Below are 25,826 nucleotides of genomic sequence, written 5' to 3'. Positions count from 1 at the left end.
CTTGCAACAGGAGTAGAGCAGGTAACAAATGTAGCAGTACCATTTGGAGCGACAGCAGGACATACAGTAGTAGTAGAACCAGTTCAGGAAGCAGCAAGACCGACTGTGCTGACAGTGACATTTGAAACTGTTTACGGAGAAAAAGTAGGAGAAACTGTAGTAAGTACAACGGCGACAGGAACAGGTGACTGGACATTCATGCTTGGAACAGACTATCAGTTACCAGAAGGATATCAGCTTGCAACAGGAGTAGAGCAGGTAACAAATGTAGCAGTACCATTTGGAGCAACAGCAGGACATACAGTAGTAGTAGAACCAGTAGCAGGCGAAGTGGTAGAAACAAAATTAAATGTAACATTTGAAACTGTTTACGGAGAAAAAGTAGGAGAAGCAGAAGCGAAAACAACAGCAACAGGAGCAGATGGAGAGGCATGGACATTCATGCTTGGAACAGACTTCAACTTACCAGAAGGCTGGCAGCTTGCAGCAGGAGTAGAGCAGGTAACAAATGTAGCAGTACCATTTGGAGCGACAGCAGGACATACAGTAGTAGTAGAGCCAGTTGCAGGTGCAGTGACAGAAACAAAATTAAATATTACATTTGAAACTGTACATGGTGAAAAAGTAGGAGAAACTGTAGCAAAAACAACAGCGACAGGAACAGGCGACTGGACATTCATGCTTGGAACAGACTATCAGTTACCAGAAGGATACCAGCTTGCAACAGGAGTAGAGCAGGTAACAAATATAGCAGTGCCATTTGGAGCGACAGCAGGACATACAGTAGTAGTAGAACCAGTTCAGGAAGCAGTAAGACCGACTGTGCTGACAGTGACATTTGAAACTGTTTACGGAGAAAAAGTAGGAGAAACTGTAGCAAGTACAACGGCGACAGGAACAGGTGACTGGACATTCATGCTTGGAACAGACTATCAGTTACCAGCAGGATATCAGCTTGCAGTAGGAGTAGATCAAGTAACAAATATTCAGGTACCATTTGGAGCAACAGCAGGACATACAGTAGTAGTAGGACCGGTTGCAGGAGAAGTGGTAGAAACAAAATTAAATGTAACATTTGAAACTGTTGATGGAGAAAAAGTAGGAGAAGCAGAAGCGAAAACAACAGCAACAGGAGCAGATGGAGAGGCATGGACATTCATGCTTGGAACAGACTTCAACTTACCAGAAGGATATAAACTTGCAGAAGGAGTGGAGCAAGTTACGAATATTCAGGTACCATTTGGAGCGACAGCAGGACACACCATGATTGTTGAAAAAAACACAGAAACTCCAGATAAACCAGATCCAGAGAATCCGGAAAAGCCAGATCCAGAGAATCCAGAAAAGCCAGATCCAGAGAATCCAGAAAAGCCAAATCCGGAGAATCCAGAAAAGCCAGATCCGGAGAATCCAGAAAAGCCAAATCAAGATAATGCAAACAAAGATGACGGGAAAACACAGAATACGGATAAAAAGACAGAGAATAAAGCTAAAACACCAAAAACAGGTGATGATCTTCAAGCCGCAGGTACATTTTCAATCTTAGGAGCAGGGGCGCTTGCAGCAATTGCAGCATTACTTAAGAAGAGAAAATAGTAGTTAGATTCTGTATCGTAAGTAAAAATTAATTAGTATTGCCAAAAATGCAGAGAATAGATCTGTGTTTTTGGCAATCTTTTTTGAAATGAAAGGAAATTTGGAGAAGAAAATCATGCGAAAAACAATGAGAAAAATAGGTATGATGACTATTTTCTTTTGCCTGATTGCAATGATGGCAGCAGGATGTAAAAAAGAAGAAAAGGAAGAAGTGAAAAAAGAAAAAGGAAAGACTTATGAATTCTTTTATGACAAACTTCCAAAATCAGATCAAAAAGTGTCAGACGAGGAAAATGAAAAAATCAAGAGAGGAGTGGAAAACTGGGCAAAATCTGTCATGTTGGTAGACAGTTCTGTGAGTAAGCAGAATCGGAAAACAATCGATAATAGCTTTTATCAGAGTATCGTAGACAACAAACAGAGAGAAAAGGTAAAAAAGGACAGGAAAACATTTTATAAAGACAGTGAAGTGCAGGTACAGAGCGCAGAAGCGAAGATAGAAAGTGCATATGCGACAGAATATCAGGGGAAACAGATTGGAAATGTTACTTGTGATGTTGTATTAAAAGGAGTCAAAGACGGAAATAATTTTTCTCGTACCTATCATTTAAAACTTGCAGTAAGCTATCAGAATGAAGTGGTATCAATCTATGAAATAGGAAATATTACCTGGGAATAGTTTACGATCTTGTCAATTAGGATATAAGCAGTAAGAAGCAGGCATATAGTAAAGTAAAAGAAAGCTGGAGAACGGTATGAAAAAAATCTGGAAATGCTGTTTGTTTGTTGTGTCTGTGTTTCTTCTGGTCGTAGGTGCTGTGTGGCATCTCCCAGAGATAGTTACTGTAAGCAACAATGTTTACGGAAAAGAATTACCGATTCAGTCGGTGGAAACAGAAGAGAAGAAGGCAGTGCTGACATTTGAGTGTGCATGGGATCACAGTAGTATAAAGGACATACTGGAGATTCTTGAGGATCATAATGTTCGTGCTGCTTTTTTTGTCACTGGGGACTGGGTGAAACAGTATCCGGAAGATGTTCGGAGGATCGTTCAAGGAGGGCACGATATCGGGAACCATTCGGCGACACATCGGAACATGGTACAGCTTGAAAAAGAGGAGATAGAGAAAGAATTAAAAGAGACACATCAGGCAGTAAAAGAATTGACAGGGAAAGAGATGAAGTTCTTCCGACCACCTTATGGTGCATTTAATGATACGGTGATTTTGACAGCAAAAGAAGGGGGCTATCTTACTGTGATGGGAAATATAGACTCTATGGACTGGAAAGATTATGGAGCGAAGACAATCTTACGGACAGTGATGGAAGATAAAGAACTGCAAGGGGGCTCAATCATCCGGCTAAACAGTGAGGCAAAATATACGAAAGAGGCATTGCCAAAGCTCATTGAAAGTCTGGAGAGAGAAGGGTTCCGGTTGGTGCCGCTTTCACAGCTGCTGTATGAGGAAGCATATCATTTAGATGTGAAAGGAAGGCAGATCCCAGATGACAGGTGATCAGCCTTCTTTTTTGAGAGGATTTGGACTGTGGACAGTCAGGATTTTTGTAATATGATTTGTCTTGTTGGACCAGTTATGAGGAATGCATGATGGGATGTGGACGGAATCACCGGGATAAAGCTGATAAGTGATACCATCAATATTCATCGTGAGGATTCCTTCTAAAATATAAATGAATTCTTCGCCGGTGTGATTGTAGAGTTCCAGAGTCTCTTTTTCTTCAGGAAGAGGAGGCATGATCTCTACAAGGCGCGGAAGCAGATCGAAACTGGTCAGATGGTCAGTCAATGCATATTCAATGATTTCCGAGTTGACGAGGGTAGTCTCCTTTTCATAGCTTCGCACTACATATTTTGTCTCCTGTGGTGAGGAGAGATCAAAAAAGGACGAGAGTTCAACTTCCAATACCTGGGCAATCTTTTCCAAAGAATCAATCGCAATACTGGTCAGTCCACGCTCAAACTGTGACAAAAAGCCGATGGAAAGACCGGTCTGTTCACTGAGATATTTTAATGTATATTTTTTTTCTGTTCGCAGTTCTTTGATACGAAATCCGATGACAGCACTTTTATTCACACTGGATGCTCCATTTCTTTTTATTTCTGTTTCTATGATAAAGGATTTGCAGGAAAAAATCAATTCACGAGATATGAATTTTATAAAAAGTCAAAAAGTTTTTTATGAAAGAAGTAATTAAAAAATGTAAAGTAATTTTATGACAAAATAAAAATACTGTGATATAATATGAAAAAATGATAAAAATTTCATTTTTGTGAAAATATAAGGATGAATTTTAGCCATAAAAAGAAGAATCCTGACGGAAGAAAAGGTGGAGGGGATTATGAAATATCCTGAGATTATGAATATTCAGAAATATTCCATACATGATGGAGATGGAATTCGAACGACGGTCTTTTTTAAAGGCTGCCATTTAAAGTGTTGGTGGTGTCACAATCCAGAAAGTCAGAAATTTACGCCTCAGCTGATGTTCCATGCGGACCGGTGCGGCGGGTGTCATGCATGTGAACAGATCTGTAGTCACCATGCAGTGACGGTTCGGGATGGAATTGCGTGCACGGACCGGACAAAATGTGAACTTTGCAGAGAATGTCTGGATCATTGTGTGAATAATGCGCGAGAGATTGTGGGGAAGGAATACACGATTTCGGAATTGATGAAAGAAATTGAGAAAGACTGTATGTTCTATGAGGAGTCAGGAGGAGGCGTAACATTATCTGGCGGTGAGGTCATGGCGCAGAATATGGACTATATCGAGCAGTTATTAAAGAAGCTTAAGAGAAAGGGATACAATGTGGCAATTGACACATGTGGGTATGCACCGCAGGAGAATTATGAGCGCGTGCTACCTTATGTGGATACATTTCTATATGATATCAAGACAATGGATCCGGAAAAGCATGAAAAATATATGGGGAAAGACAATGAATTAATTTTGTCAAATCTTCGTTTCATCAGTGAACGTGGGGCAAGGATTTATATTCGTATTCCGGTCATCGGTGGAGTCAATGACACGGAAGAAGAGATGGAAGCAATGATTACTTTTCTGAAACAATCCATTTCTGTCAGCCAGATCAATCTGCTCCCGTATCATAATATTGCCGGGGGAAAATATGATAAGCTGGATATCAGATATAAGGGGGAAGCATTTACGATTCCGCCGAAAGAACAGATGGAAGCATTCCAGAGACGATTTATCCAAAATGGATTTGCAAATACAAAAATCGGAGGTTAATTATGAGAAGAGGTATGAACGAAAGAATTCAGAAACTGAGAGAACAGAGTGTCAATGCAGTTCCGCACATTTATATGGAGCGTGCCGATCTGGAGACAGATGCGTACATAAAGTACGAAGGATCTGTCAGTGTACCGGAGATGAGGGCACTGGCATTTAAGCATTTTATGGCAAATAAGACACTTTGTATTAATGAAGGAGAACTGATTGTTGGAGAGAAAGGGGACAGCCCGCAGTCGGCACCGACATTCCCAGAACTTTGCTGTCATACACTGGAAGACATGCATGTGATGAATGACCGGGATCTGATCAGTTTCAAGGTAACAGAGGAAGACTTAAAACTTCAGAAGGAAAAGATCATTCCATACTGGGAGAATCGTTCTATCCGTCATAAGATCCTTCACAATATGAGCAGACAGTGGAAAGAGTGCTATGAGGCAGGGATTTTCACAGAGTTTATGGAGCAGAGAGGACCGGGACATACAGTTGGTTCTGAGAAAATCTACAAAAAAGGATTTCTCGATTACAAGCAGGATATTATCGAGAGCAGAAACCGTCTGGATTTCCTCAATGACAAGGAAGCACTTGACAAGCGTGCACAGTTAAATGCGATGGAGATCGCCTGTGATGCAATCATTATCCTTGGAGAACGTTATGCAGCGCTTGCAAGAGAACTTGCAGAGAAAGAGGAAGATGAAGTGAGAAAGCAGGAGCTGCTACAGATCGCGGTAAATTGTGATGTGGTTCCGGCACATGCGCCACAGACATACTGGCAGGCGATCCAGATGTACTGGTTCGTGCATCTTGGTGTGACAACGGAGTTAAATCCATGGGATGCGTATAGTCCGGGAAGACTGGATCAGCATTTGAATCCATTCTATGAAAAAGATACAGAGGCAGGCATTTTAGATGATGAGAAAGCGCTGGAACTTTTAGAATGCCTCTGGGTGAAATTTAACAATCAGCCGGCTCCTCCAAAAGTGGGAATCACATTAAAGGAGAGCAGTACTTACACAGATTTTGCAAATATTAATACCGGAGGGATTACACCGGATGGACAGAATGGAGTCAATGAGGTCAGCTATCTAATCTTAGATTGTATGGATGAAATGAAGCTTTTGCAGCCAAGTTCGAATGTACAGATCAGCAAGAAGACACCGATGAAGTTCCTAAAACGTGCCTGCGAAATTTCTAGAAAAGGATGGGGACAGCCGGCATTTTATAATACGGAAGCGATCATACAGGAATTGCTAAATGCAGGAAAATCTATTGAGGATGCAAGAAGAGGCGGAACGAGTGGATGTGTGGAGACCGGTGCATTCGGAAATGAAGCATATATTCTGACAGGATATTTCAACCTTCCGAAGATTCTCGAGATCACGCTGCACAATGGTTTTGATCCGGTCAGCAAAAAGCAGCTCGGGCTTCAGACTGGGGGGGAAACAGACTTCCATTCTTATGAAGAATTGTTTGAGGCTTATAAGAAGCAGGTAGAATATTTTGCAGACATCAAAATGGAAGGAAGCAATATTATTGAGAAGATCTATGCAGAATATATGCCGGCGCCATTTCTATCTGTCATCACAAACGACTGCATTTCCAACGGAAAAGATTATAATGCCGGAGGAGCTCGTTATAATATCAACTATTTGCAGGGGGTAGGAATCGGTACGATTACAGACTCTCTGACAGCGATCAAATACAATGTGTTCGATGAGAAGAAATTTACGATGGAAGAGTTAATGGAAGCCATGGAACACAACTTTGAAGGATACGAGAAGATTGCAAATCTTGTACGCAACAAGACACCGAAATATGGAAATGACGATGACTATGCAGACGATGTGATGCAGGCAGTCTTTGACTTCTACTATCATACAGTCACAGGCAGACCGAACATGAAAGGCGGTACTTATAGGATCAATATGCTTCCGACTACCTGTCATGTGTACTTTGGTGAAGTGATGTTAGCAAGCCCGAACGGAAGACTTGCACATAAGCCTGTATCAGAGGGAATCTCGCCGGAGAAAGGTGCCGATATCTGTGGTCCGACAGCGGTAGTAAAATCTGCATCTAAAATGGATCATGTACGGACAGGGGGAACGCTTTTGAATCAAAAATTCACACCGAGTGTTGTTGCAGGGGAAGAAGGATTGACGCAGATGGCAAATCTTGTGCGGGGTTATTTTAATATGGATGGACATCATATCCAGTTCAATGTCATCGACAGACAGACACTAATCGATGCTCAGAACAATCCGGAAGAGTATAAGGATCTGATCGTGCGCGTAGCAGGTTACAGTGATCACTTCCGCAATTTGAGCAAAGCACTTCAGGATGAAATTATTGAACGTACAGAACAGTCATTTAATTAGGAAAGATGCTTTTGAAAGCTTTTGTGAAAGGAGAAAGAAAACATGGAGAAGAAATTAGGGTTTATCGGCGCCGGAAATATGGCAAAAGCGATGATGGGTGGAATTTTGAAGAACGAGATTCTGTTACCGGAGGATGTGATCGCATCTGATCTTTATCAGCCGGGATTGGAGCGGATGAAAGAGGAACTTGGAATTGCTGTGACAACAGATAATCAAGAAGTGGTAAAGAAAGCAGAGGTAGTCGTTCTGTCTGTGAAACCACAGTTTTATGCAGCTGTGATCGAAGAAATCCGGGAAGTGGTATCAGAGGGGCAGATTATCGTCACGATCGCGCCGGGACAGACGCTGGAACATTTGCAGGAATTATTCGGAAAACCGGTGAAGATTGTTCGCACAATGCCAAACACACCGGCGCTTGTGGGAGAAGGCATTACAGGTGTCTGCAAAAATGAACTGGTGACAGAGGAAGAACTTTCCTATATTTGTAAAATATTTAGTGGATTTGGAAAAGCAGAAGTATTAAGTGAGAAACTGATGGATGTTGTTGTGTCTGTAAGCGGAAGTTCTCCGGCATATGTCTTTTTATTCATCGAGGCGATGGCAGATGCGGCTGTCGCAGATGGAATGCCGAGAGCGCAGGCATATAAATTTGCAGCGCAGGCAGTTTATGGGAGCGCGAAAATGGTGTTGGAGACAGGAAAACATCCAGGAGAATTAAAAGATATGGTATGCTCTCCGGGAGGGACAACCATCGAGGCGGTGCGCGTACTCGAGGAGAAAGGATTCAGAAGCAGCGTCATCGAAGCGATGAAAGCGTGCGTAAAAGTTGCAAAAGAGCTTGGAAAGAAGTAAAATAGAAAAAAAGTGCAGCAAGAAAGGGGTTACGCAGCGATGAAATACCATGCAGATGAAGAGAGATATAATAGGATGAAGTATCACAGATGTGGAAAGAGCGGGCTGAAGCTTCCGGCGGTGTCACTTGGACTTTGGCACAACTTTGGCACAATGGACGATTTTGAGACGATGCGTCAGATGTGTTTTACTGCTTTTGATCTTGGAATCACACATTTTGATCTGGCAAATAATTATGGTCCGCTTCCGGGAAGCGCAGAGACGAATTTTGGAAAGATCCTAAAAGAAGATCTTGGAAGTTACCGTGATGAAATGATCATCAGCACGAAGGCGGGATATGATATGTGGGAGGGCCCTTATGGCAGTGGCGGAAGCAGAAAATATCTGCTGGCAAGTCTAGATCAGAGTCTGCAGCGCATGGGGCTGGAGTATGTAGATATTTTCTATCATCACTGTGTAGACCCAGAGACGCCTGTGGAGGAGAGTATGATGGCGCTTGATGCGGCAGTGAAGCAGGGAAAGGCATTGTATGCGGGAATTTCGAACTATGATCTGGAACATACGATGCAGGCGATGGAGATCTTAAAGGAATTAAAATGTCCTTTCGTGATCAACCAGATTCGCTATTCGATCCTAGATCGGTGGATTGAAAATGATGGTTTGAAAACATTTGCGAACAAGAGTGGCTGCGGGCTGATCGCATTCAGTCCGTTGGCACAGGGACTGCTCTCCGACAGGTACTTGCACGGAATTCCGGAAGACAGCCGCATTCGGAAAAGCGGAAGATTCTTAAAGGAGAGTGCAGTCACAAAAGAACGGTTAGAGCAGCTGGAGGCGTTGAATGAAGTCGCAAAAGAGCGTGGACAGACACTGGCACAGATGGCTCTGTCCTGGGTGCTTCGCGATGGAGATGTGACAAGTGTCCTGATCGGCGCATCCAAGCCGGAACAGATTCGGGAGAATGTAAAAATCGTTGAAAAAACAGAGTTCAGTGAAGAAGAGCTTAGACGAATTGATGAATTGTCAAAAGCAGTCACAAAATAGCAGTGATTTCGTTGACAAATAAAATAGGGATTGTTATGATAAAAAACAGACGAGGGCGTTTTCCGTGCAGGAACGCCCTCTTTCTGGATCGCATAAAAGTAGCAGCAGAAAACTCGGTTTTGTCGGGGAGGAAGTTATGAGAACATATACGAAGGACGATATTATACAAATTGTGGAAGAGGAGGATGTAGAGTTTATCCGCCTTCAGTTCACAGATATGTTAGGAACATTGAAAAATATAGCAATCACAGCAAGTCAGCTTCCAAAAGCTTTGGAGCACGCATGTACATTTGATGGATCCTGTATGGAAGGATTTATCTGGTTGGAGGAAGAGGATATGTATTTACACCCTGATCCATCTACGTTTGAAATCTTTCCATGGCGGCCACAGCAGGGGAAAGTTGCCAGGTTGCTCTGTGATGTCTATAAGTGTGATGGGACACCATTTGAGAGCGATTCCCGCCAGATTTTAAAGCGGACGATCAAGCGGGCGCAAGAGAAGGGATACACGATGGAAGTTGGAAGTGAGTGTGAGTTTTTCCTCTTCCACATGGATGAAGAGGGAAATCCGACGACAGTAACACATGAGTGTGCAGGATATTTTGACATCGATCCGATGGATTTTGGAGAAAATACAAGGAGAGATATCGTACTGACATTGGAGGAGATGGGATTTGTGATTGAGTCTTCCCACCATGAAGTGGCTCCGGCACAGCATGAGATCGTTTTTCGGCACAGTGAGGCACTGTCTGCGGCAGATGATATTCTGACATTTAAGATGGTTGTGCGGACTATTGCGAAAAAGCATGGACTGCATGCAACATTTATGCCGAAGCCGAAAAGTGAGAGCACCGGCTCGGGGATGCACTTGAATTTGACACTTCAGAAGGAGGGAAAGAATCTATTTTTCGATGAGAAGGATCCTTATAGATTAAGCAGAGAAGCCTATTATTTTATCGGAGGATTAATGAAACACATCGGCGCAGTGTCTCTGTTTACCAATCCGATCGTCAATTCGTATAAAAGGCTGATACCGGGATTTGATGCGCCGATTTATGCAAACTGGTCAGTCAAGAAGAAAAGTGCTCTGATTCGCATTCCATTTGAGAAAGAAGAAAAAAAATGGATAGAGTTAAGGAGTCCGGATGCATCCGCAAATCCATATTTGGCACTCGCAGTCTGTCTGGCGGCAGGAATGGATGGAATTGAGAGGAAAATCCTTCCGCCATCCTGCATTGACGAACAGGAATACAGGGAACAGAGTCAGAAACTGGAAGAAACATGCAGACTTCCGAAGAGCCTTTTGGAAGCGGTGGAAGCCTTTGAGCAGGATGAACTGATGCAAAGTGTGATCGGGAAAGAATTATCGCAAAAATATATTCAGACGAAGAAGAGAGAATACCGGGAATACTGTGCACAGGTGACTGCGTGGGAGTTGGAACAATATTTGTATCGGATATAGGAAGCTATTCTGTCAAACGAAAAGATGCAGGGAGGGGTGAGCGTGAGCAGGATCATAGTGGCAATTCCGAAAAGGGAGACCGGAATACAGATTCGGAATCTGCTTGTCCGAAATGGATTTGATGTCATCGGAGTCTGCACTTCCGGCGTGCAGATATTAAACTATGCGGATGTTCTGGAGGAGGGGATCGTCATTTGTTCCTGCCAGCTCAAAGATATGGTGTATGGAGAATTACGAGCGGATTTGCCGCAGTCATTTGAGATGCTGGTGCTTACAACAGGAAGGCATCCGGTGGAGGAAACGGCACATATCAGGACGCTTTCTTTGCCTCTGAAAGTGCAGGAATTGTTAGAGCAAGTGCGGGCCATGGAAGAAATGTTTGAGTGGCAGAGAAGAAAAAGGCGCGGCAGAAAGAGTGAACGAAATGAGAGACAGAATCAGATTATTTCCAGAGCAAAGGCGCAGCTGATGGAAAAGAAAGAAATATCAGAAGCAGAGGCACACCGATATTTACAAAAATACAGTATGGAGAGTGGGAACAGCCTGACAGAGACAGCGCAGATGATATTAGAGATGATGGATGAGCGTCCATCAGAAAAATAAAAGAGAAAAGAGAGGAACCGCAGATGAAATTTACAAAAATGCAAGGATTAGGAAACGATTATGTCTATGTAAACTGTCTGAAGGAAAAAGTAGAATCTCCTTCGGAAATGGCACGAAGAGTCAGTAACAGACATTTTGGAGTGGGATCGGATGGATTGATTTTAATCTGTCCGTCTGAATGTGCGGATTTTGAGATGAAGATGTATAATGCAGATGGCTCCAGAGGTGAAATGTGTGGAAATGGGATTCGCTGTGTTGGAAAATACGTCTATGATTATGGTCTGACAGATCAGACAGAAATATCTGTAGAGACACTTGGAGGGATCAAACATTTAAGTCTGACGGTAGAAGAGGGGAAAGTTGCACTTGTAAAAGTAGATATGGGATCCCCGATTTTTGTGCCAGAGCAGATTCCGGTAAAAGTAGAAGGGAATCACGCGGTAAATGTTCCAATCAGTGTGGATGGAGACGAGTATCGGATGACCTGTATCTCAATGGGCAATCCGCATGCAGTCGTATATCTGGATGACATCCAAAATATGGAGATCGAAAAAATTGGACCAAAGTTTGAGCATCACCCATGTTTTCCGAATCGAGTGAATACCGAGTTTGCCCGCGTGCTTGATCGCGAGACTGTAGAGATGCGTGTATGGGAACGGGGATCCGGGGAGACGCTGGCATGTGGAACGGGAGCATGTGCGGTGGCTGTGGCAAGTATGGTAAATGGTCTTACAGAGGACTGTGTGACTGTGCAGCTGCTTGGAGGCAATCTGAAGATTGAGTGGGACAGAGAAAAAAATGTCGTATATATGACCGGACCGGCGACGGTTGTATTTGATGGAGAACTTTATGAATAGCAATTCGGAGGCGGGATCTTGCAGCACAAGATCCCGGTTATCAAACGACCTGGAGCTTCGAGTTTTTAGTGGGAAGGGAAAGTGCCAAAATCCGTTGAAAAATATACAAAATGAAAAAAATTAAAAAAAATAAAAAAATTTCAAAAAAGGTGTTGACTTTTTCTGTAACTCTGCTATAATGGGTTTTGTTGAGTGAGGGACACAAAACAAACACAAAAAATAATAAAGAATAATGCGGAATGGTGTAATGGTAGCACAGCAGACTCTGACTCTGTTAGTAGGGGTTCGAATCCCTTTTCCGTAGTTTGAACTTCATTGAATACAGTGAAGTTTTTATTTTCGGAGTGTGGCTCAGCTTGGTAGAGCGCTACGTTCGGGACGTAGAGGTCGCAAGTTCAAATCTTGTCACTCCGATTTTTTTATATCCATACCGGGAATCTTTGTTGATAAGATTTCCGGTATTTTTTTGCTGTCAAGACGCGCTTCCATTTTTTTTCAGAAGGAAGTATAATTTTATTAACAAAAGTTTCCGTTTGGATTATAAAAAGAGGAGGATGTAGTATGAGTGAATCTAGAAATATTTTTTACCCGCAAACAGAAATCACAACTGTTTTAGTTCCCGTAACACGAGGCTGTTCATTTAATCAGTGTGCATTTTGTTCCATGTACAAAGAGGAAGCATATGAAGAGGTGATGCTTCAGGAAATCGAATTTGAATTGATGAATGGAGAAACTTATACTGAACGTGTATTTTTGACAGGAGCAGATCCTCTTTCTGTTGGATATGAAAAAATGATGCGTATTTTAAAACTGATTCAAAAGTATTATCCGTACTGTGGATGTGTGGCTATGTATGCAGCTGTCCGCACGATAAACAATTATACTGTGGAAGAATTGAAACAGCTCCATGCGGCAGGGCTTAGACTTCTATATATAGGGTTTGAATCGGGAAGCGATGAAGTTTTGAAGAGCATCCGAAAGGGACATACCGTAAAAACAGCGATTGCTGTAGGAAAAAAATTAAATGAAGCAAGACTGCCATTCAATGCGATTGTCATGTATGGGATTGCAGGGGAAGGAAATTCAGAAGAGAACGCAAAAAAGACTGCAGAGATGTTAAATCAGTTTTTAGCAAGTAAGATCATTACTATGAATTTAACAGTATTTGCAAGTACAGAACTTGCAAAGATGGAACAGGAAGGGATGTTTGTGCAGGCTGGTATCAAAGAAAAAATATCCGAGGTGAGAATTCTTCTGGAAAATCTTGATGTGAAAAAAAGAACAGAATTTGATACGACACATGCCACAAATATTATAAAGTTATTGGGAACTCTGCCGGACGAAAAAGAAATACTGTTAGAGAAAATCAAAAATAGTACTATGAAAAAACTTAAGGATGATAAAAAATAGAGAAAACGGATAGAAGTGGATGGAGAGGAGGGAACGGATGAGAAGAAAAAGATGTACGCTTTGTGGTGGGAAGCTGGTTAATGGAATTTGTCAGGAATGTGGACTGGATAACAGAAAGTCGGACAGTAGATATCAGACCAGAAATGGGACACCGCATTGGGGAAACGAAACGAACGCGAGAGGAAAGGTTCAAATTCCAAAAGAAAAGACTGGGAAGAAAACAGAGTTACAGAAGGCGAAATCTTCTACGATTGTCCAGGCAGAAAAGAAAATTTCCGGAAAAAAAGGGACAAAGATATTTGCAGGTATCGTTCTTTTTCTCTTTCTGATCAATATAGTCTCCTCGCTTGTAGGAGAAATCCAGGAATTTTTTGTGGAAAGAAATTATCAGGTGGCAGATGAGTCTGATCCATATGCACAGACTGATGCGGTTCTGAGAGAAACGGGAGCATTTTTTGAAAATCAGCTGGTACAAGGGGAGTATGTTGTCGGGGTGCATATTCCGGAAGGAAAATATACCATAGAATTGATGGAAGGGTATGGCGGAATTCAGGTATTGGACATGGAACATAACATCTATATCTATGAGTTTTTTTCGGAAGAATATGAAGCGGGAACAGATTCTATTACAGAGTGTGAGGATGTGAGATTATTTGCGGGAGCGACAGTGAAAATATTGTCCCCGGGAGTAAGACTTCGCTTTTCATCAGAAACTGCACAGCTGGATGAAATGACCGGAATGAAAAATCCACTGACCGAACAAGTGCATCTGAAAGCGGGGGAGAAGTTGACAGCAGGAAAAGATTTTGAAGCGGGAGTTTATAATCTGTATTATGAAGGGACAGAAGAGAGCGAATATGGGACGTTTGCGTGGCTGGTTCCAGACACGGTTACTGAGAAGGAGAGAAAAGAGTATGATGCCTATACGGAAGTTGTATTTGTAGAAGATAGACTGAGTGAGGTTGGAGGACTTCATTGCTGCAATATTGTGCTTCCGGAAGATACTCTCATCTATGCACAAGGAGTAGGAGTAAGACTTGTTCCAAGTGAAGTGATCGTGTCAGAAGATTATGCATCAGCTTATGAATATATTGATACAGAAGAATAGAAATAGAACAGAAACTTGCAGATAGGGAAAAGAAGGGAAACTCCGGGATAAACTCAGACATTGCTTGACAAATATCTTTCCAGCCAATAAAATAAGACGTATGTTTGTAAAACATACAGGAAGATGCTGATATGCAGGCATTTGCAGCATCATTATTTATTTTTTATGAGGAGGAGCAGGATGAATCCGATTGTAGAATTTAAAAATGTCAGCAAGACATTCTATACAAAAAATGGTCCGTTTCAGGCGCTGAATCAGATTAATCTCGCAATCCAGGAAGGAGATATTTTTGGCATTATCGGTCTGAGTGGTGCGGGAAAAAGTACGCTTGTCCGGTGTATCAATTATCTGGAAGTACCGACAGAGGGAGAAGTACGCATTGCAGGACGCGATCTTGGAAAAATGAATCAGAAGGAACTGCGGAGACAGAGGCAGGAAATCGGGATGATTTTTCAGAATTTTAATCTTCTGATGCAGCGCAATGTGCTGGATAATATTTGTTTTCCGCTGGAAATTGCAGGAGTGAAAAAAGCAGATGCAAGAAAGCGTGCAGAAGAGCTGTTAGAGATTGTAGGATTAAGCGATAAGGCGAAGTCTTATCCATCACAGCTGTCAGGAGGGCAGAAGCAGAGAGTGGCGATTGCCCGCGCGCTTGCGACAAATCCGAAGATCTTACTCTGCGATGAGGCAACAAGTGCACTTGATCCGACGACAACAAAGGCGATCCTTGCACTGTTAAAGGAGATCAACCAGAAATTTAAGATTACAATTGTGATCATTACCCATGAGATGGCGGTTGTAGAAGAAATCTGTAACCAGGTTGCGATCGTTGATGCGGGAAAACTTGTGGAGACAGGAAGTGCGACAGATGTATTTTCCAAGCCACAGACAGAGATTGCAAAGCAACTTGTATATAAGGAAGAGGCAAATCAGCTTGAGGTAGGCGGAAAGAGATATGTCCGTGTTGTATTTGACGGAAATTCTTCGTTTGAACCTGCCATTGCGGATATGATCTTGAATTGCAGAGTCCGCGTCAATATTATGGGGGCGGATATGAAGAATATCGATGGGAAAGCATATGGTCAGATGATCTTACAGATGCCAGATGAGGATGTGAAAGCGCAGCAGGCAATTCATTATCTGGAAGAGAGAAATATTATTGTAGAGGAGGTCACCGCACATGGAAACACAGGAACTCATTAAAATGCTCGCGGAAGGTTCGGTTGATACACTCTACATGACACTGGTATCAACGGCACTTGCATATGTGATTGGATTTCCGATGGGAATTGCTCTGATCGTGACAAGAAAGGATGGCTTAAAACCAATGCCGGCGGTGAATCGAATTTTGGATATTTTTGTAAATATTTTAAGATCTATTCCATTTTTGATCTTGTTGATCGCAGTGACCCCTCTGACAAAACTGATCGTCGGAAAAAGTTATGGATCTACCGCTACAATTGTCCCGCTCGTTATTGCAGCGGCACCATTTATTGCGCGTATGATCGAATCTTCTTTGTTGGAAGTAGAACACGGTGTTGTGGAGGCTGCGTTAAGTATGGGAGCTTCCCCGCTTAAAATCATTGTGAAAGTATTGATCCCGGAGGCGAAGACATCATTGATCGTAGGATGTACAATCGCACTTTCAACGATCCTCGGGTATTCTGCAATGGCAGGAGTTGTTGCCGGAGGTGGACTGGGTGATATTGCGATTCGATACGGATACCATCGATATCAGACAGACATCATGTTGATCACAGTCATTGTACTTGTATTGATCGTGCAGATTTTACAGGAAGTCGGAATGCAGATTTCCAAACGGACAGATAAGAGAGTGAGAGGATAAGGATATGAAGAATAGAAATGCAAAGAGAATATTGGCAGCAGGAGCAGCTGCTGTGCTTGCAGTTGGATTGACTGCATGTGGAGGAAAAGAAAACAAGGCAGATGATAAGACAATCACGGTGGCGGCTTCCCCGACACCACATGCTGAAATTTTAGAGGCGGCAAAGGATCTTTTAAAAGAGAAAGGATATACACTGGAAATCAAGGAATTTGATGATTATCCGCAGCAGAATGTTGTTGTGGATGAGGGAGAGTTTGATGCAAATTATTTCCAGCACCAGCCGTATTTGGATAATTTTAATGAAGAGAAGGGATCGGATCTGGTAAGTGCTGCAAAGATTCATTATGAGCCGCTGGGAATTTATCCAGGAGCATCCGAAGACCTTGAGAATATAAAGGACGGAGCAAAGATTGCTGTTCCAAATGATGCGACAAACGAGGCGAGAGCGCTTCTGCTTCTGGAAGAAAATGGAATCATCACATTGAAGGCAGATGCGGGATTGAATGCAACTAAGAAAGATGTGGAAGAAAATCCTCATAACATTGAGATTGTAGAGCTGGATGCCGCACAGATCGCGAGAGTGGTAGAGGAGCTGGATTTTGTCGTATTAAATGGAAATTATGCGCTGGATGCAGGATTTAATGTGCAGACAGATGCGATTGCAAAAGAAGAGGCCGATTCTGAGGCTGCTCAGACTTATGCGAACATTATTGCAGTGAAAAAGGAAAACAAAGATAGTGAGAAGATCAAAGCACTTGTGGAAGTACTTCAGAGTGAAGAGATTGGAAAATTTATCACAGACACTTATGAAGGTGCCGTGGTACCGATGAAATAATAGTTAATACAAGAGAGGACAGTGTTTCTAACAAATGGTAGGGCTGTTCTCAAAATATTAAAAAGCTGCCTGCAGCATGGGAAACGTTCCATAGTTGCAGGCAGCTTTTCTGTTAATGAATCCTGCTATTTAATTAACAGAATATTCTAGGATATAATCATCCATTACAAACCCGCCGCCGATATCGCTGACTTGTTCTCGTGTCTGAATGAATCCAAAGTGTTTATAGATGGCGAGAGCAGACTCATTGCCACGGTTACAGGTCAGCCAGATTTTATCAAGAGAACGGACTTTACAAAGCTCTATCAAATTTTTCATAACTTTAGAACTGATGCCATTTCCACGAAAATCTTTGTGAATGTAAAGCTTGCTGAGGAAAAGACTTCCATTTTCTTCATGTACCCCGGCAAAACCTGCGAATGTATAATCGTGAATCAGCAGAAAATATTCATATCCATTTTGGATCTGCGCAAAAATAGAATCAAAAGAAAGAAATTTCTCAAGCATATAATCAATCTGCTCTTCGCTGATCAGAGCTGGAAAATATTCATGCCAGATTTCTTCCGCCATTGTTGCCACATTTAAAATAAGTTCTTCATTTGTTACCGGTAAAATTCTTAAATCATCCATTGAAAATAATCTCCTTTATCCATATCGCATATAGCGATTATAACATGAAATGGCAAAAGATACATCGGACATTTGTGAATTTATTCATCTTTTGTCAAAAGATCATTGATCAGAAAGAGAAGATGTTCCTGTTGTGTAGTTGTCAGGTTCATAAATTTTTCTGTAAGTTCCTGAGAAGTTGCAGGATTTTTATCAGATTCATCGAAAAAATCTCTCGGATGAATTTTCAGAAAATCACAGATATAAAAGAAAGCACTCATGGAAGGAAGCGCTTTTCCGTTTTCGATTTTATTGATATAACTTTCGCTCTGCCCGAGTGACAGGCTCATGTCCCTTGCCGAGATTCCCTGTTTGTTTCGTAGTTGTGTCAGTCGTTTGTAAAATAATGTGAAATGATCCATAGCTCTAAATCTCCTTCGTAAAAATGTATGTTATCGTTTAGTAGAAAACCACATCTGACTGAAAATGATTTCCAGATTTTCTCTATACTGGAGTTCCATGCAAAATACCTGTCTTTAGAATTATAATCTATAGAAAGTTGAAAAATAAAGAATTAAAGTATGGAAATAGAATGAAATGAGGAATTGAATTCTGTTTTATGAGAAGGTAGATGGAAAAAGATGATAGAAAAAAACTATAAAAGCATACAATTATAGAAAATATCAAAATATAGAATTAAATTACATGAAAATATTGAAAAATAAAATTTGATTCCTTATAATCAAAAAGGATATACATTTTATATTTATGTGTAGCATTGAGGTAATGTTAGTGCTTTCGGAACATGATTGGTATTATTATTGAGATATTGGAAAAACATAAAGATTTTTTCTAAAAGTGTAAGCAGATGGCAATGATAGGATAGGAGAGGGAGTAGAATGGAATTGAAAAAAGTTATGGATCATGCAGATGCTGTAAAAGAATCTGTAATAAATCATAGAAGAAAGATTCATACATTTGCTGAACTCGGAGGAAAAGAGTTTAAAACAAAAAAATATATTTTAGAGTTAGTGAAAAGGTTGGATTTGCCATACGAAGAGGTGACAGATACTGCATTGATAGTTATGCTGGATACTAAAAAGGAAGGGCCGCATATAGTACTTCGGGCAGATATGGATGCATTACCGATGAAAGAAAATTCAGAGAATCTTTGTCACCCGCGCATATGCATTTCTGAACAAGAAAATACTTGCCATGCATGTGGACATGACGCACATTGTGCGATGCTTCTTGGAAGTATGGAAGTATTGTATTCACTAAAAGAAGAACTTTCTGGAGTGGTTTATTTTTGCTTTGAATCAGGCGAAGAGATTGGCTCAAGTTATCGTCAGATTATGGAATCACTGCGTCAGAAAAAGATCGATACAGTGTGGGCAATTCATGTTTATTCTGCGTTGGAATCAGGCAAAATGGGAATTTGTGAAGGTCCTTGTATGGCAGGATTTGCTCCTTTGGAATTGCTGGTGAAAGGAAAGGGAGGGCATGGTTCTAGACCGGATCTTTCAATTAATCCAGTATTTGCTGCTGCATCAATTGTTACCAATATTCCAGGTGCTTTTGTCAATCAGTTGGATGTGGAAAAAACAGTTACATTTGGCTTGACGAGTATTAGAGGCGGAGAATCTTTTAATATTTTTCCAGAAAAAGCTTATATCAGAGGCTCCATGCGCTTCTTTGATAGCGAAGAGGGAAAGAAAGCAAAAGATATTGTAATAAAAGTAGCAGAGCATACGGCAGCGATGCATAATTGTGAGGTTGATTGCAGTAAAATGGCAGGGGAAGTAGGGATTCCTGTAATAAATGATGTTTTGTATGCGAAACAAGCTAAAAAAGCAGTTAAGCAGATTTATGGGAAAGAGGCGGTACCGGATGTATTTCAACGATGGTATGCTTCGGAAAGTTTTGGAAGATACTTGCAGGAATATCCAGGGGTGTTGGCGCTTCTTGGAATTAAAAATCTAGAATATGGAAGCGGAGCAGAACATCATAATGAACGATTTGATGTAGATGAGTCTGTTTTGGATATGGGGGTGAAATCTACTGTCAATTATGTGGTAAATTTGATGGAAGGAATTAATAAAAATAATTGAAATAAAAAATATTAAAAAAGTTGGTTTTGACTTACAAAGCTATAATTTATTTGCGAATAAAACAGCTTTTGGGAAATCTGGATGAAAATTCCTGAAACATTACAATGAAAGCAGAAGTAATTATTTTTGATAGTTGTAATGCATGAACTGAGTTTTTATTAGAATTATTGTTACGAAATTATTTAATCAAAAGATAGGAGAATAATGATGAGATACGATTTTACTACTATTTTAGACCGAGAAGGAAAAGATGCCATCGCAGTGGATGGACTTGGGAAAATGCCAGGATTTGCACCGGAACGCCCAAAAGATGGATTTGATATTATTCCAATGTGGATTGCGGATATGAACTTTCCGACAGCGCCGCCAATTCTTGATGCAATGATGAATAGAATACAGCACCCATCCTTTGGATATTTTATGACATCAGATGCATATACTAATGCAATTATTGACTGGCAGGAAAAGAGAAATCATGTGGAAGGACTTACTGCAGAGTGCATTGGTTATGAAAATGGTGTTTTGGGAGGGGTAATGTCTGCTCTGAGAGCATTTTTACAGCCAGGAGACAGCGTGCTACTTCACAGCCCTACCTATGTTGGATTTACAAATAGTATTTTAAACGGCGGGTATAAAATTGTACATAGCCCATTAGTTCAGGATGAAAATGGCGTGTGGAGAATGGATTATGAAGATATGGATCGCAAGCTGAAGAAACATCGTATTCATGTTGCAGTGTTCTGTAACCCACACAATCCATGCGGAAGGGTATGGGAACGCGAAGAGCTGGAAAAAGCAATGGAAGTTTACAGGAATAATCAATGTGTTGTTATTTCTGATGAAATTTGGTCTGATATTATTTTAGAAGGCAATCAGCATATCCCGCTTGCTTCTGTCAGTGAGGATGCAAAGAACCGCACGATTTCATTTTATGCGCCAAGTAAGACATTTAGTCTTGCAGGATTGGTTGGAAGTTACCATATTATTTATAATAAATATCTTCGGGATCTTGTAAGAGCAAGTAGCAGTAAATGTCATTACAATTCTATGAATGTTATTTCTATGCATGCACTTGTGGGTGCATATAGTAAAGAGGGCGAAGTATGGGTAGATGAACTTTGCCAGACATTAAGTGAAAATATTAATTATGCATATAATCATATTATAGAGAATTATGATGGTATAAAATTGACAAAACCACAAGGAACCTATATGCTGTTTTTAGATTGTACAGAATGGTGCAAAAAAGCAGGGAAGAGCGTAGATGATCTTTTGAAAGCGGGATGGGATGTAGGTGTTGCATGGCAGGATGGAAGAGCATTTCACGGTGCAAATGCAATCCGCATGAATCTTGCATTACCTTTTAGCAGAGTGAAAGAAGCATTTGAGCGATTAGATAAATACGTATTTAATATATAGTCATTTGTCATTTGATTAAAATTACTAAGTTTTAAATTTAATAGGCTCTGGCAACTGTCCGGGCAACAAGTACTATAAAAAAATAGCGCCTCACTCTATGAGCGGCGCTATTTTTTATGGTATTTGGACTTGCTTTCTATTTTGTAAGCAACATCATAATTTCATTGCTTCTGCTGATGAATGCTGTCATCTCTTCTGGATTTAACGGCTTGTTGCTCAGCATTGCAAGATCAAATAACTGCTGGCAGAACAGATTTACATGTTCTCCGTCTTTATTATTTAAGACATATTGTACCAGTGGATGGTTTGCGTTTAACACGAGGGTCACATCTGTGCCGAACATGCCAGCATCCATACCGTACATGTTGTACATTTTCATCATTTCCTGCATACGACGGGACTGTTCAGAAAGTGTCACCATAGAAGCGACATTTTCATTTTTCAGTTTTTCCACTTTGACTTCCAGTTTTTCGTTATTCAGTGCCTTGCGGAAGATGGCTGTGAGTGTTTCAGTGTTTGACTTAAAGGTTTCTTCCTCTTCTTTGGCAACCTCTTCTTTGAAATGGTCAGTCAAATCTGCATCAATACGCTGGAACTGGACATTTTCATTACGCTGTTCTAGCTGTGTAATGAATGGAGAGTCAATATTGTGAGTCAGGAGTACCGCGTCAAGACCTTCTTCCTTGAACATATTGATGTACTGGCTCTGCTGTTGCTCATCAGTTACATAGTAGATAGTCACTTTCTCAGGTTCTTTTGCATCTGCATCGTTGTCAGAGTGATCAGAAGTAGTTTCCTCTGCGGTTTCTGTGGAAGGTGTTTCCTCTGCCACTTCTTTTGCAGGGCTGTTTTTCTCAATACATTCTTTTAAAGTGAGGTAGTCATGGTCAATGTTTTTGAAAAGAATGTAGTCGCTCATCTTATCGCAGAATTTCTCGTCTTTTAAGCAGCCGAATTTAATAAATGGACTGATATCATCCCAGTACTTGATGTAGGATTCTTTGTCTGTCTTGCACATTCCGCTTAATTTATCTGCGACTTTCTTTGAAATATAATCAGAAATCTTGTGTACAAATCCGTCATTTTGCAGTGCGCTTCTTGACACATTCAGAGGAAGATCCGGACAGTCGATCACACCTTTTAACAGCATTAAGAATTCTGGAATGACTTCTTTGATGTTGTCTGCGATAAATACCTGGTTGTTATATAATTTAATCGTACCCTCAATGGATTCGTACTCTGTGTTGATCTTCGGGAAGTAGAGGATACCTTTTAAGTTAAATGGATAATCCATATTTAAGTGGATCCAGAATAAAGGTTCCTTGTAATCCATGAATACTTTACGGTAGAATTCGATGTAGTCTTCTTTTGTACAATCATTTGGATGTTTGGTCCAAAGCGGAGTTGTATCACTTAAAGAAACCGGACGTTTGTTGATCTTTACTTTGTCAACAGCAGGGGAAACTTCTACCATTTCTTTCTCGCCGTTTTCATTTTCTTTTTCTTCCATTTTAGCTTCTTCGTGGATCCGTTCTACGATGACATCGTCTTCTTTTAATTCTTCTTCTAAAATAGTCTCATATTCCTGCTCTGCATTTGCGTTGGATAAGAAAATCTCTACCGGCATGAAAGAGCAGTATTTTTCGATAACTTCACGGGCACGGTATTCATTTGCAAATGCAAGGCTGTCTTCGTTTAAGAACAGTGTAATCTCTGTGCCGACTGTTGTTTTATTGCCATCTGTCAGATCGTATTCGGTTCCACCATCGCATGTCCAGTGTACTGGTGCAGCCCCTTCCTTATAGGAAAGTGTGTCGATGTGCACTTCGTCTGCTACCATAAAAGCAGAGTAGAACCCAAGACCGAAATGTCCGATAATCTGATCTTCATTTGTCTTATCTTTGTACTTTTCTAAAAACTCTGTTGCGCCGGAGAATGCAATCTGTGTGATATATTCTTCGACTTCATCAGCAGTCATACCAATACCGTTGTCGATGAATTTTAAGGTTTTTTCTTCTGGATTTACAATTACCTGAATATTGGCTTTATAGTCATCCGGGAAAGTATATTCGCCCATGACTTCCAGTTTTTTTAGTTTTGTGATCGCATCACATCCGTTGGAAATCAGCTCACGAAAGAAAATATCGTGATCGGAATACATCCATTTTTTTATAATTGGAAAAATGTTCTCACTGTGAATAGAAAGATTACCATGTTTTGCTGCCATGTATAACACTCCTTTTTTATGATTTTCATTTAATAGCTATGTTCAATTCCGGGAAATTCCCACGATAACTACATATTAATACTGGCAAATTGAAATGTCAATAGAAAATTAGCACTCTTTAAAGTAGAGTGCTAATAAAAGTATAAAAAAGATAAAGTTTTTATAAAATGAAGAAAACAAATTTGGGAAGCAGGTACAGTTTTGATCTGCTGCGTTACAGTACTTCAAATGGCATTTGCTTTTGCTTGAAAAATCGCTGTACCATTGTATCCCAGGCATGTTCGAGTGATTTGTCCATCGTAAATGTATTCATGGAAGTTCCGGTTACGCAGTGGAGTGTACTGCCGTCAAAGGATAAGTTCAGGTAAAGCCCGCGGACATCTTCAGGAGAAAATGAAAGTCCTTCCTGTACAAGAAGACGAGAAGTATTTTCGCCCGAAAGGCAGAAAACAAATTTAAATCCGAGCGGTGTCTTTTTCCCTTTGATGATGGTGTAACAGAGTGTACGTACTTCTTTCCACAGGGAGTACTCACGGGAAGAGAAGCGGGAGAGGGCTTCTTCGGTATCAAAAAAATCTTTTTTCAAGTATCCATCGAGGTGGAATGTATTAAAGGTTGTAATGTCTCCTTCTATAAAAAGGAAAGCATCGAAGATGTCCGAGAGGAGCAGTTTGCTCATGCAATCCCGGACTTCCAGCATATGTAGTGCGATCATAAAATAAAATCACCTCCTGAGTGAATTTGTGTTTTGAGTAGTATCTGCCTCAAAAAGCAGAGGGGATTAAGTTGTTTTCTTAGCCATCGATTTTTTCAACAGCAGGATTCCAGTAAGTAGTGTGAATAGTTCGGCAAGCGGGACAGAAATCCAGATTCCGTTCAGACCTAAAAAGATCGGTAGAATTTTCACAAAAATAATACTTAAGACACATCCACGCATCAGGCAGAGTCTGAGAGCATAAATCGGTCTTATCGTTGACTGGAAGTAACCGATGAGAAACATGTTCACTCCGGTGATCAAAAATCCGATAAAGTAAAGGCGAACAGCAGCCGGCGCCAGAGCAAGTACTTGTGAATCGGGATTCAGGAAAATGTAAGTAAACAGATTCGGGACAGTAAGACCAAGCAGTGTTGGTATAGCACAGATGAACAGTGCTGTGCGCAGTCCTAATTTACGGACATGATCGATCCGTTCCTGGAATCCTGCGCCGAAATTTGTAGAGATGATCGGCTGTGCTGCCTGACAGATTCCGTTTGAGAGGCAGGTCACAACAATTGCAGTGTTGGAAATAATACCATAGACACTGACACCGAGATCTCCCTGATAGCGCAGCAGCTGTTGGTTGAAGAAAAAAATTACGATCCCTGAAGACAGGTCGATCAGAAAGCTGGCAAATCCACTTTTGAAAATATCGGAACCGAAAGAACTTCGGATTTCTGAAAAACAGAAATGTAAGTGATTGTGTTTTCCGAAAAAATGGATCAGCAAGATCAACACGGTCAGAATAGAGCCGCACACAGTGGCAATCGCAGCTCCTGCCATTCCCATCTGGCATGGATATACAAGAATATAGTCAAAGATGACATTAAAAATTCCTCCGGAAACAACAGCGGTCATTGCAAGTTTTGGCGCCCCATCATTTCGGATAAAGGTTTGCAGAAACGAAGAAAAAGCAAAGACCGGAAGACTCCATGTAATATAAGGAAGATAGTCCATCACATAAGGAAGTGTGACATCGGTTGCTCCGAGAAAGAGGGCAATCTCTTTTGTAAAAGTGTTGCAGATGATCATATAGATGATGCAGGCAAGAACATTTAACAGAAAGGAAAGAGAAAAATAGGCATTTCCTTTTGAATGTTCCCCGTGCCCGCGGCAGATGGACATCATGACAGATCCGCCAACACCGAACAGGAGACCGGTGCCAAAGAAAAGATTGTAGACGGGGAGGGCAATATTTAATGCTGCCATCGCGTCGGTTCCGATTCCTTTGCCGATAATAATAGTGTCTGCCAACACATAAATAGACGTTACCATTGTACCGCAGATCGATGGAACAAGGTAACGGAAAAAGAGCTTGGAAATAGGCTCTGTCGTAAAATTGTTTAGGTTCATGTGCAGGTGTCTCCTTTGTAAAATTTTGCCGGAAACAAAGCAGTGTCCGGCATCACTAACAGTATAACATAATTGAAGAAAAAAGCTAC

General features: G+C 41.0%; 23 protein-coding genes and 2 tRNA genes. 19 read left to right on the top strand and 6 right to left on the bottom strand.

The window, feature by feature from the left end; all coding sequences use genetic code 11:
- From ACESPO_RS12500 to ACESPO_RS12490, 3 genes are all read left to right on the top strand, one after another.
- Window positions 1-1,596: hypothetical protein (locus ACESPO_RS12500; RefSeq protein WP_499788923.1), on the top strand; the 1,596-nt coding region annotated here is incomplete at its 5' end.
- Between the two features lie 115 nt (window positions 1,597-1,711).
- A complete protein-coding gene (locus tag ACESPO_RS12495; RefSeq protein WP_016439331.1) occupies window positions 1,712-2,275 on the top strand; it encodes a hypothetical protein in 564 nt (187 codons plus the stop codon).
- 76 nt (window positions 2,276-2,351) lie between these two features.
- Complete coding sequence (locus ACESPO_RS12490; protein ID WP_009262892.1) at window positions 2,352-3,113, top strand: polysaccharide deacetylase family protein; 762 nt, start codon at window positions 2,352-2,354, stop codon at window positions 3,111-3,113.
- On the opposite strand, the gene ACESPO_RS12485 is transcribed toward ACESPO_RS12490, so the two are convergent.
- Window positions 3,114-3,692 (bottom strand): helix-turn-helix domain-containing protein, encoded by a 579-nt coding sequence (locus tag ACESPO_RS12485; protein ID WP_008976404.1) that lies wholly within the window; start codon window positions 3,690-3,692, stop codon window positions 3,114-3,116. It lies immediately after the preceding gene.
- Window positions 3,693-3,957: 265 nt separating this feature from the next.
- On the opposite strand from ACESPO_RS12485, the gene ACESPO_RS12480 reads away from it, so the two are divergent.
- The 14 genes from ACESPO_RS12480 (at window position 3,958) to ACESPO_RS12415 (ending at window position 17,261) form a co-directional block, all read left to right on the top strand.
- Window positions 3,958-4,869 (top strand): trans-4-hydroxy-L-proline dehydratase activase, encoded by a 912-nt coding sequence (locus ACESPO_RS12480; RefSeq protein ID WP_349160210.1) that lies wholly within the window; start codon window positions 3,958-3,960, stop codon window positions 4,867-4,869.
- Window positions 4,870-4,871: 2 nt separating this feature from the next.
- Window positions 4,872-7,244, top strand: a complete 2,373-nt coding sequence (hypD, locus tag ACESPO_RS12475) for a trans-4-hydroxy-L-proline dehydratase (RefSeq protein ID WP_499788922.1) — start codon at window positions 4,872-4,874, stop codon at window positions 7,242-7,244.
- A 42-nt stretch (window positions 7,245-7,286) separates the two neighbouring features.
- A complete protein-coding gene (proC, locus tag ACESPO_RS12470; RefSeq protein WP_009262889.1) occupies window positions 7,287-8,096 on the top strand; it encodes a pyrroline-5-carboxylate reductase in 810 nt (269 codons plus the stop codon).
- A 39-nt stretch (window positions 8,097-8,135) separates the two neighbouring features.
- Entirely contained in the window at window positions 8,136-9,140 is a 1,005-nt protein-coding gene (gene mgrA, locus ACESPO_RS12465) for an L-glyceraldehyde 3-phosphate reductase (RefSeq protein WP_008976400.1), read from the top strand.
- A 136-nt stretch (window positions 9,141-9,276) separates the two neighbouring features.
- Window positions 9,277-10,602, top strand: coding sequence for a type I glutamate--ammonia ligase (glnA, locus tag ACESPO_RS12460; RefSeq protein ID WP_317343886.1), 1,326 nt, complete (start codon window positions 9,277-9,279; stop codon window positions 10,600-10,602).
- Window positions 10,603-10,644: 42 nt separating this feature from the next.
- Complete coding sequence (locus tag ACESPO_RS12455) at window positions 10,645-11,205, top strand: ANTAR domain-containing response regulator (RefSeq protein WP_009262887.1); 561 nt, start codon at window positions 10,645-10,647, stop codon at window positions 11,203-11,205.
- A 23-nt stretch (window positions 11,206-11,228) separates the two neighbouring features.
- A complete protein-coding gene (gene dapF / locus ACESPO_RS12450) occupies window positions 11,229-12,062 on the top strand; it encodes a diaminopimelate epimerase (protein ID WP_120105063.1) in 834 nt (277 codons plus the stop codon).
- A gap of 233 nt (window positions 12,063-12,295) precedes the next feature.
- Window positions 12,296-12,366: transfer RNA gene (locus ACESPO_RS12445), tRNA-Gln, on the top strand.
- Window positions 12,367-12,402: 36 nt separating this feature from the next.
- Window positions 12,403-12,476: transfer RNA gene (locus ACESPO_RS12440), tRNA-Pro, on the top strand.
- Window positions 12,477-12,623: 147 nt separating this feature from the next.
- Entirely contained in the window at window positions 12,624-13,472 is an 849-nt protein-coding gene (locus tag ACESPO_RS12435) for a radical SAM protein (protein ID WP_336304712.1), read from the top strand.
- Between the two features lie 37 nt (window positions 13,473-13,509).
- Window positions 13,510-14,580, top strand: a complete 1,071-nt coding sequence (locus tag ACESPO_RS12430; RefSeq protein ID WP_336304713.1) for a hypothetical protein — start codon at window positions 13,510-13,512, stop codon at window positions 14,578-14,580.
- A 180-nt stretch (window positions 14,581-14,760) separates the two neighbouring features.
- A complete protein-coding gene (locus tag ACESPO_RS12425) occupies window positions 14,761-15,783 on the top strand; it encodes a methionine ABC transporter ATP-binding protein (RefSeq protein WP_008976394.1) in 1,023 nt (340 codons plus the stop codon).
- The gene (locus ACESPO_RS12420) at window positions 15,761-16,426 is read left to right on the top strand and encodes a methionine ABC transporter permease (protein ID WP_008976393.1); all 666 of its coding nucleotides are present in this window, start codon (window positions 15,761-15,763) and stop codon (window positions 16,424-16,426) included. Before ACESPO_RS12425 ends, ACESPO_RS12420 begins: the two co-directional genes overlap by 23 nt.
- Window positions 16,427-16,430: 4 nt before the next feature.
- A complete protein-coding gene (locus tag ACESPO_RS12415) occupies window positions 16,431-17,261 on the top strand; it encodes a MetQ/NlpA family ABC transporter substrate-binding protein (RefSeq protein ID WP_336304714.1) in 831 nt (276 codons plus the stop codon).
- Between the two features lie 129 nt (window positions 17,262-17,390).
- On the opposite strand, the gene ACESPO_RS12410 is transcribed toward ACESPO_RS12415, so the two are convergent.
- Both ACESPO_RS12410 and ACESPO_RS12405 read right to left on the bottom strand, forming a co-directional pair.
- On the bottom strand, window positions 17,391-17,891 hold the full coding sequence (locus ACESPO_RS12410; protein ID WP_336304715.1) for a GNAT family N-acetyltransferase: 501 nt from the start codon (window positions 17,889-17,891) through the stop codon (window positions 17,391-17,393).
- 80 nt (window positions 17,892-17,971) lie between these two features.
- Window positions 17,972-18,292: a helix-turn-helix domain-containing protein gene (locus ACESPO_RS12405; protein WP_120105066.1), complete on the bottom strand. Its 321-nt coding sequence runs from the start codon at window positions 18,290-18,292 to the stop codon at window positions 17,972-17,974.
- 477 nt (window positions 18,293-18,769) lie between these two features.
- Between ACESPO_RS12405 and ACESPO_RS12400 the strand changes: the two genes are divergently transcribed.
- Together ACESPO_RS12400 and ACESPO_RS12395 are read left to right on the top strand one after the other, a co-directional pair.
- The gene (locus ACESPO_RS12400; protein ID WP_016439323.1) at window positions 18,770-19,981 is read left to right on the top strand and encodes an amidohydrolase; all 1,212 of its coding nucleotides are present in this window, start codon (window positions 18,770-18,772) and stop codon (window positions 19,979-19,981) included.
- Between the two features lie 207 nt (window positions 19,982-20,188).
- Window positions 20,189-21,400, top strand: coding sequence for a MalY/PatB family protein (locus ACESPO_RS12395; RefSeq protein ID WP_016439322.1), 1,212 nt, complete (start codon window positions 20,189-20,191; stop codon window positions 21,398-21,400).
- 136 nt (window positions 21,401-21,536) lie between these two features.
- Here the strand turns inward: ACESPO_RS12395 and htpG are convergent, their stop codons facing one another.
- From htpG to ACESPO_RS12380, 3 genes are all read right to left on the bottom strand, one after another.
- Entirely contained in the window at window positions 21,537-23,627 is a 2,091-nt protein-coding gene (htpG, locus tag ACESPO_RS12390) for a molecular chaperone HtpG (protein ID WP_016439321.1), read from the bottom strand.
- A 214-nt stretch (window positions 23,628-23,841) separates the two neighbouring features.
- Window positions 23,842-24,342, bottom strand: coding sequence for a DUF5721 family protein (locus ACESPO_RS12385; protein WP_009262880.1), 501 nt, complete (start codon window positions 24,340-24,342; stop codon window positions 23,842-23,844).
- A 66-nt stretch (window positions 24,343-24,408) separates the two neighbouring features.
- Entirely contained in the window at window positions 24,409-25,737 is a 1,329-nt protein-coding gene (locus ACESPO_RS12380; protein WP_270665910.1) for an MATE family efflux transporter, read from the bottom strand.
- Between the last annotated feature and the right edge of the window lie 89 nt (window positions 25,738-25,826).

It is taken from the genome of Coprococcus sp. HPP0074 (assembly GCF_964238105.1).
Taxonomy (GTDB): domain Bacteria; phylum Bacillota; class Clostridia; order Lachnospirales; family Lachnospiraceae; genus Faecalimonas; species Faecalimonas umbilicata.
The sequence above is the reverse complement of the archived record's forward strand: the minus strand, read 5'-3'. Positions and strand labels throughout refer to the sequence as shown.

Coding starts and splice junctions, on each gene's coding strand:
- ACESPO_RS12495 (WP_016439331.1), top strand. CDS start 1,712: ATGCGAAAAACAATGAGAAAAATAGGTATGATGACTATTTTCTTTTGC.
- ACESPO_RS12490 (WP_009262892.1), top strand. CDS start 2,352: ATGAAAAAAATCTGGAAATGCTGTTTGTTTGTTGTGTCTGTGTTTCTT.
- ACESPO_RS12480 (WP_349160210.1), top strand. CDS start 3,958: ATGAAATATCCTGAGATTATGAATATTCAGAAATATTCCATACATGAT.
- hypD (WP_499788922.1), top strand. CDS start 4,872: ATGAGAAGAGGTATGAACGAAAGAATTCAGAAACTGAGAGAACAGAGT.
- proC (WP_009262889.1), top strand. CDS start 7,287: ATGGAGAAGAAATTAGGGTTTATCGGCGCCGGAAATATGGCAAAAGCG.
- mgrA (WP_008976400.1), top strand. CDS start 8,136: ATGAAATACCATGCAGATGAAGAGAGATATAATAGGATGAAGTATCAC.
- glnA (WP_317343886.1), top strand. CDS start 9,277: ATGAGAACATATACGAAGGACGATATTATACAAATTGTGGAAGAGGAG.
- dapF (WP_120105063.1), top strand. CDS start 11,229: ATGAAATTTACAAAAATGCAAGGATTAGGAAACGATTATGTCTATGTA.
- ACESPO_RS12435 (WP_336304712.1), top strand. CDS start 12,624: ATGAGTGAATCTAGAAATATTTTTTACCCGCAAACAGAAATCACAACT.
- ACESPO_RS12430 (WP_336304713.1), top strand. CDS start 13,510: ATGAGAAGAAAAAGATGTACGCTTTGTGGTGGGAAGCTGGTTAATGGA.
- ACESPO_RS12425 (WP_008976394.1), top strand. CDS start 14,761: ATGAATCCGATTGTAGAATTTAAAAATGTCAGCAAGACATTCTATACA.
- ACESPO_RS12420 (WP_008976393.1), top strand. CDS start 15,761: ATGGAAACACAGGAACTCATTAAAATGCTCGCGGAAGGTTCGGTTGAT.
- ACESPO_RS12415 (WP_336304714.1), top strand. CDS start 16,431: ATGAAGAATAGAAATGCAAAGAGAATATTGGCAGCAGGAGCAGCTGCT.
- ACESPO_RS12410 (WP_336304715.1), bottom strand. CDS start 17,891: ATGGATGATTTAAGAATTTTACCGGTAACAAATGAAGAACTTATTTTA.
- ACESPO_RS12405 (WP_120105066.1), bottom strand. CDS start 18,292: ATGGATCATTTCACATTATTTTACAAACGACTGACACAACTACGAAAC.
- ACESPO_RS12400 (WP_016439323.1), top strand. CDS start 18,770: ATGGAATTGAAAAAAGTTATGGATCATGCAGATGCTGTAAAAGAATCT.
- ACESPO_RS12395 (WP_016439322.1), top strand. CDS start 20,189: ATGAGATACGATTTTACTACTATTTTAGACCGAGAAGGAAAAGATGCC.
- htpG (WP_016439321.1), bottom strand. CDS start 23,627: ATGGCAGCAAAACATGGTAATCTTTCTATTCACAGTGAGAACATTTTT.
- ACESPO_RS12385 (WP_009262880.1), bottom strand. CDS start 24,342: ATGATCGCACTACATATGCTGGAAGTCCGGGATTGCATGAGCAAACTG.
- ACESPO_RS12380 (WP_270665910.1), bottom strand. CDS start 25,737: ATGAACCTAAACAATTTTACGACAGAGCCTATTTCCAAGCTCTTTTTC.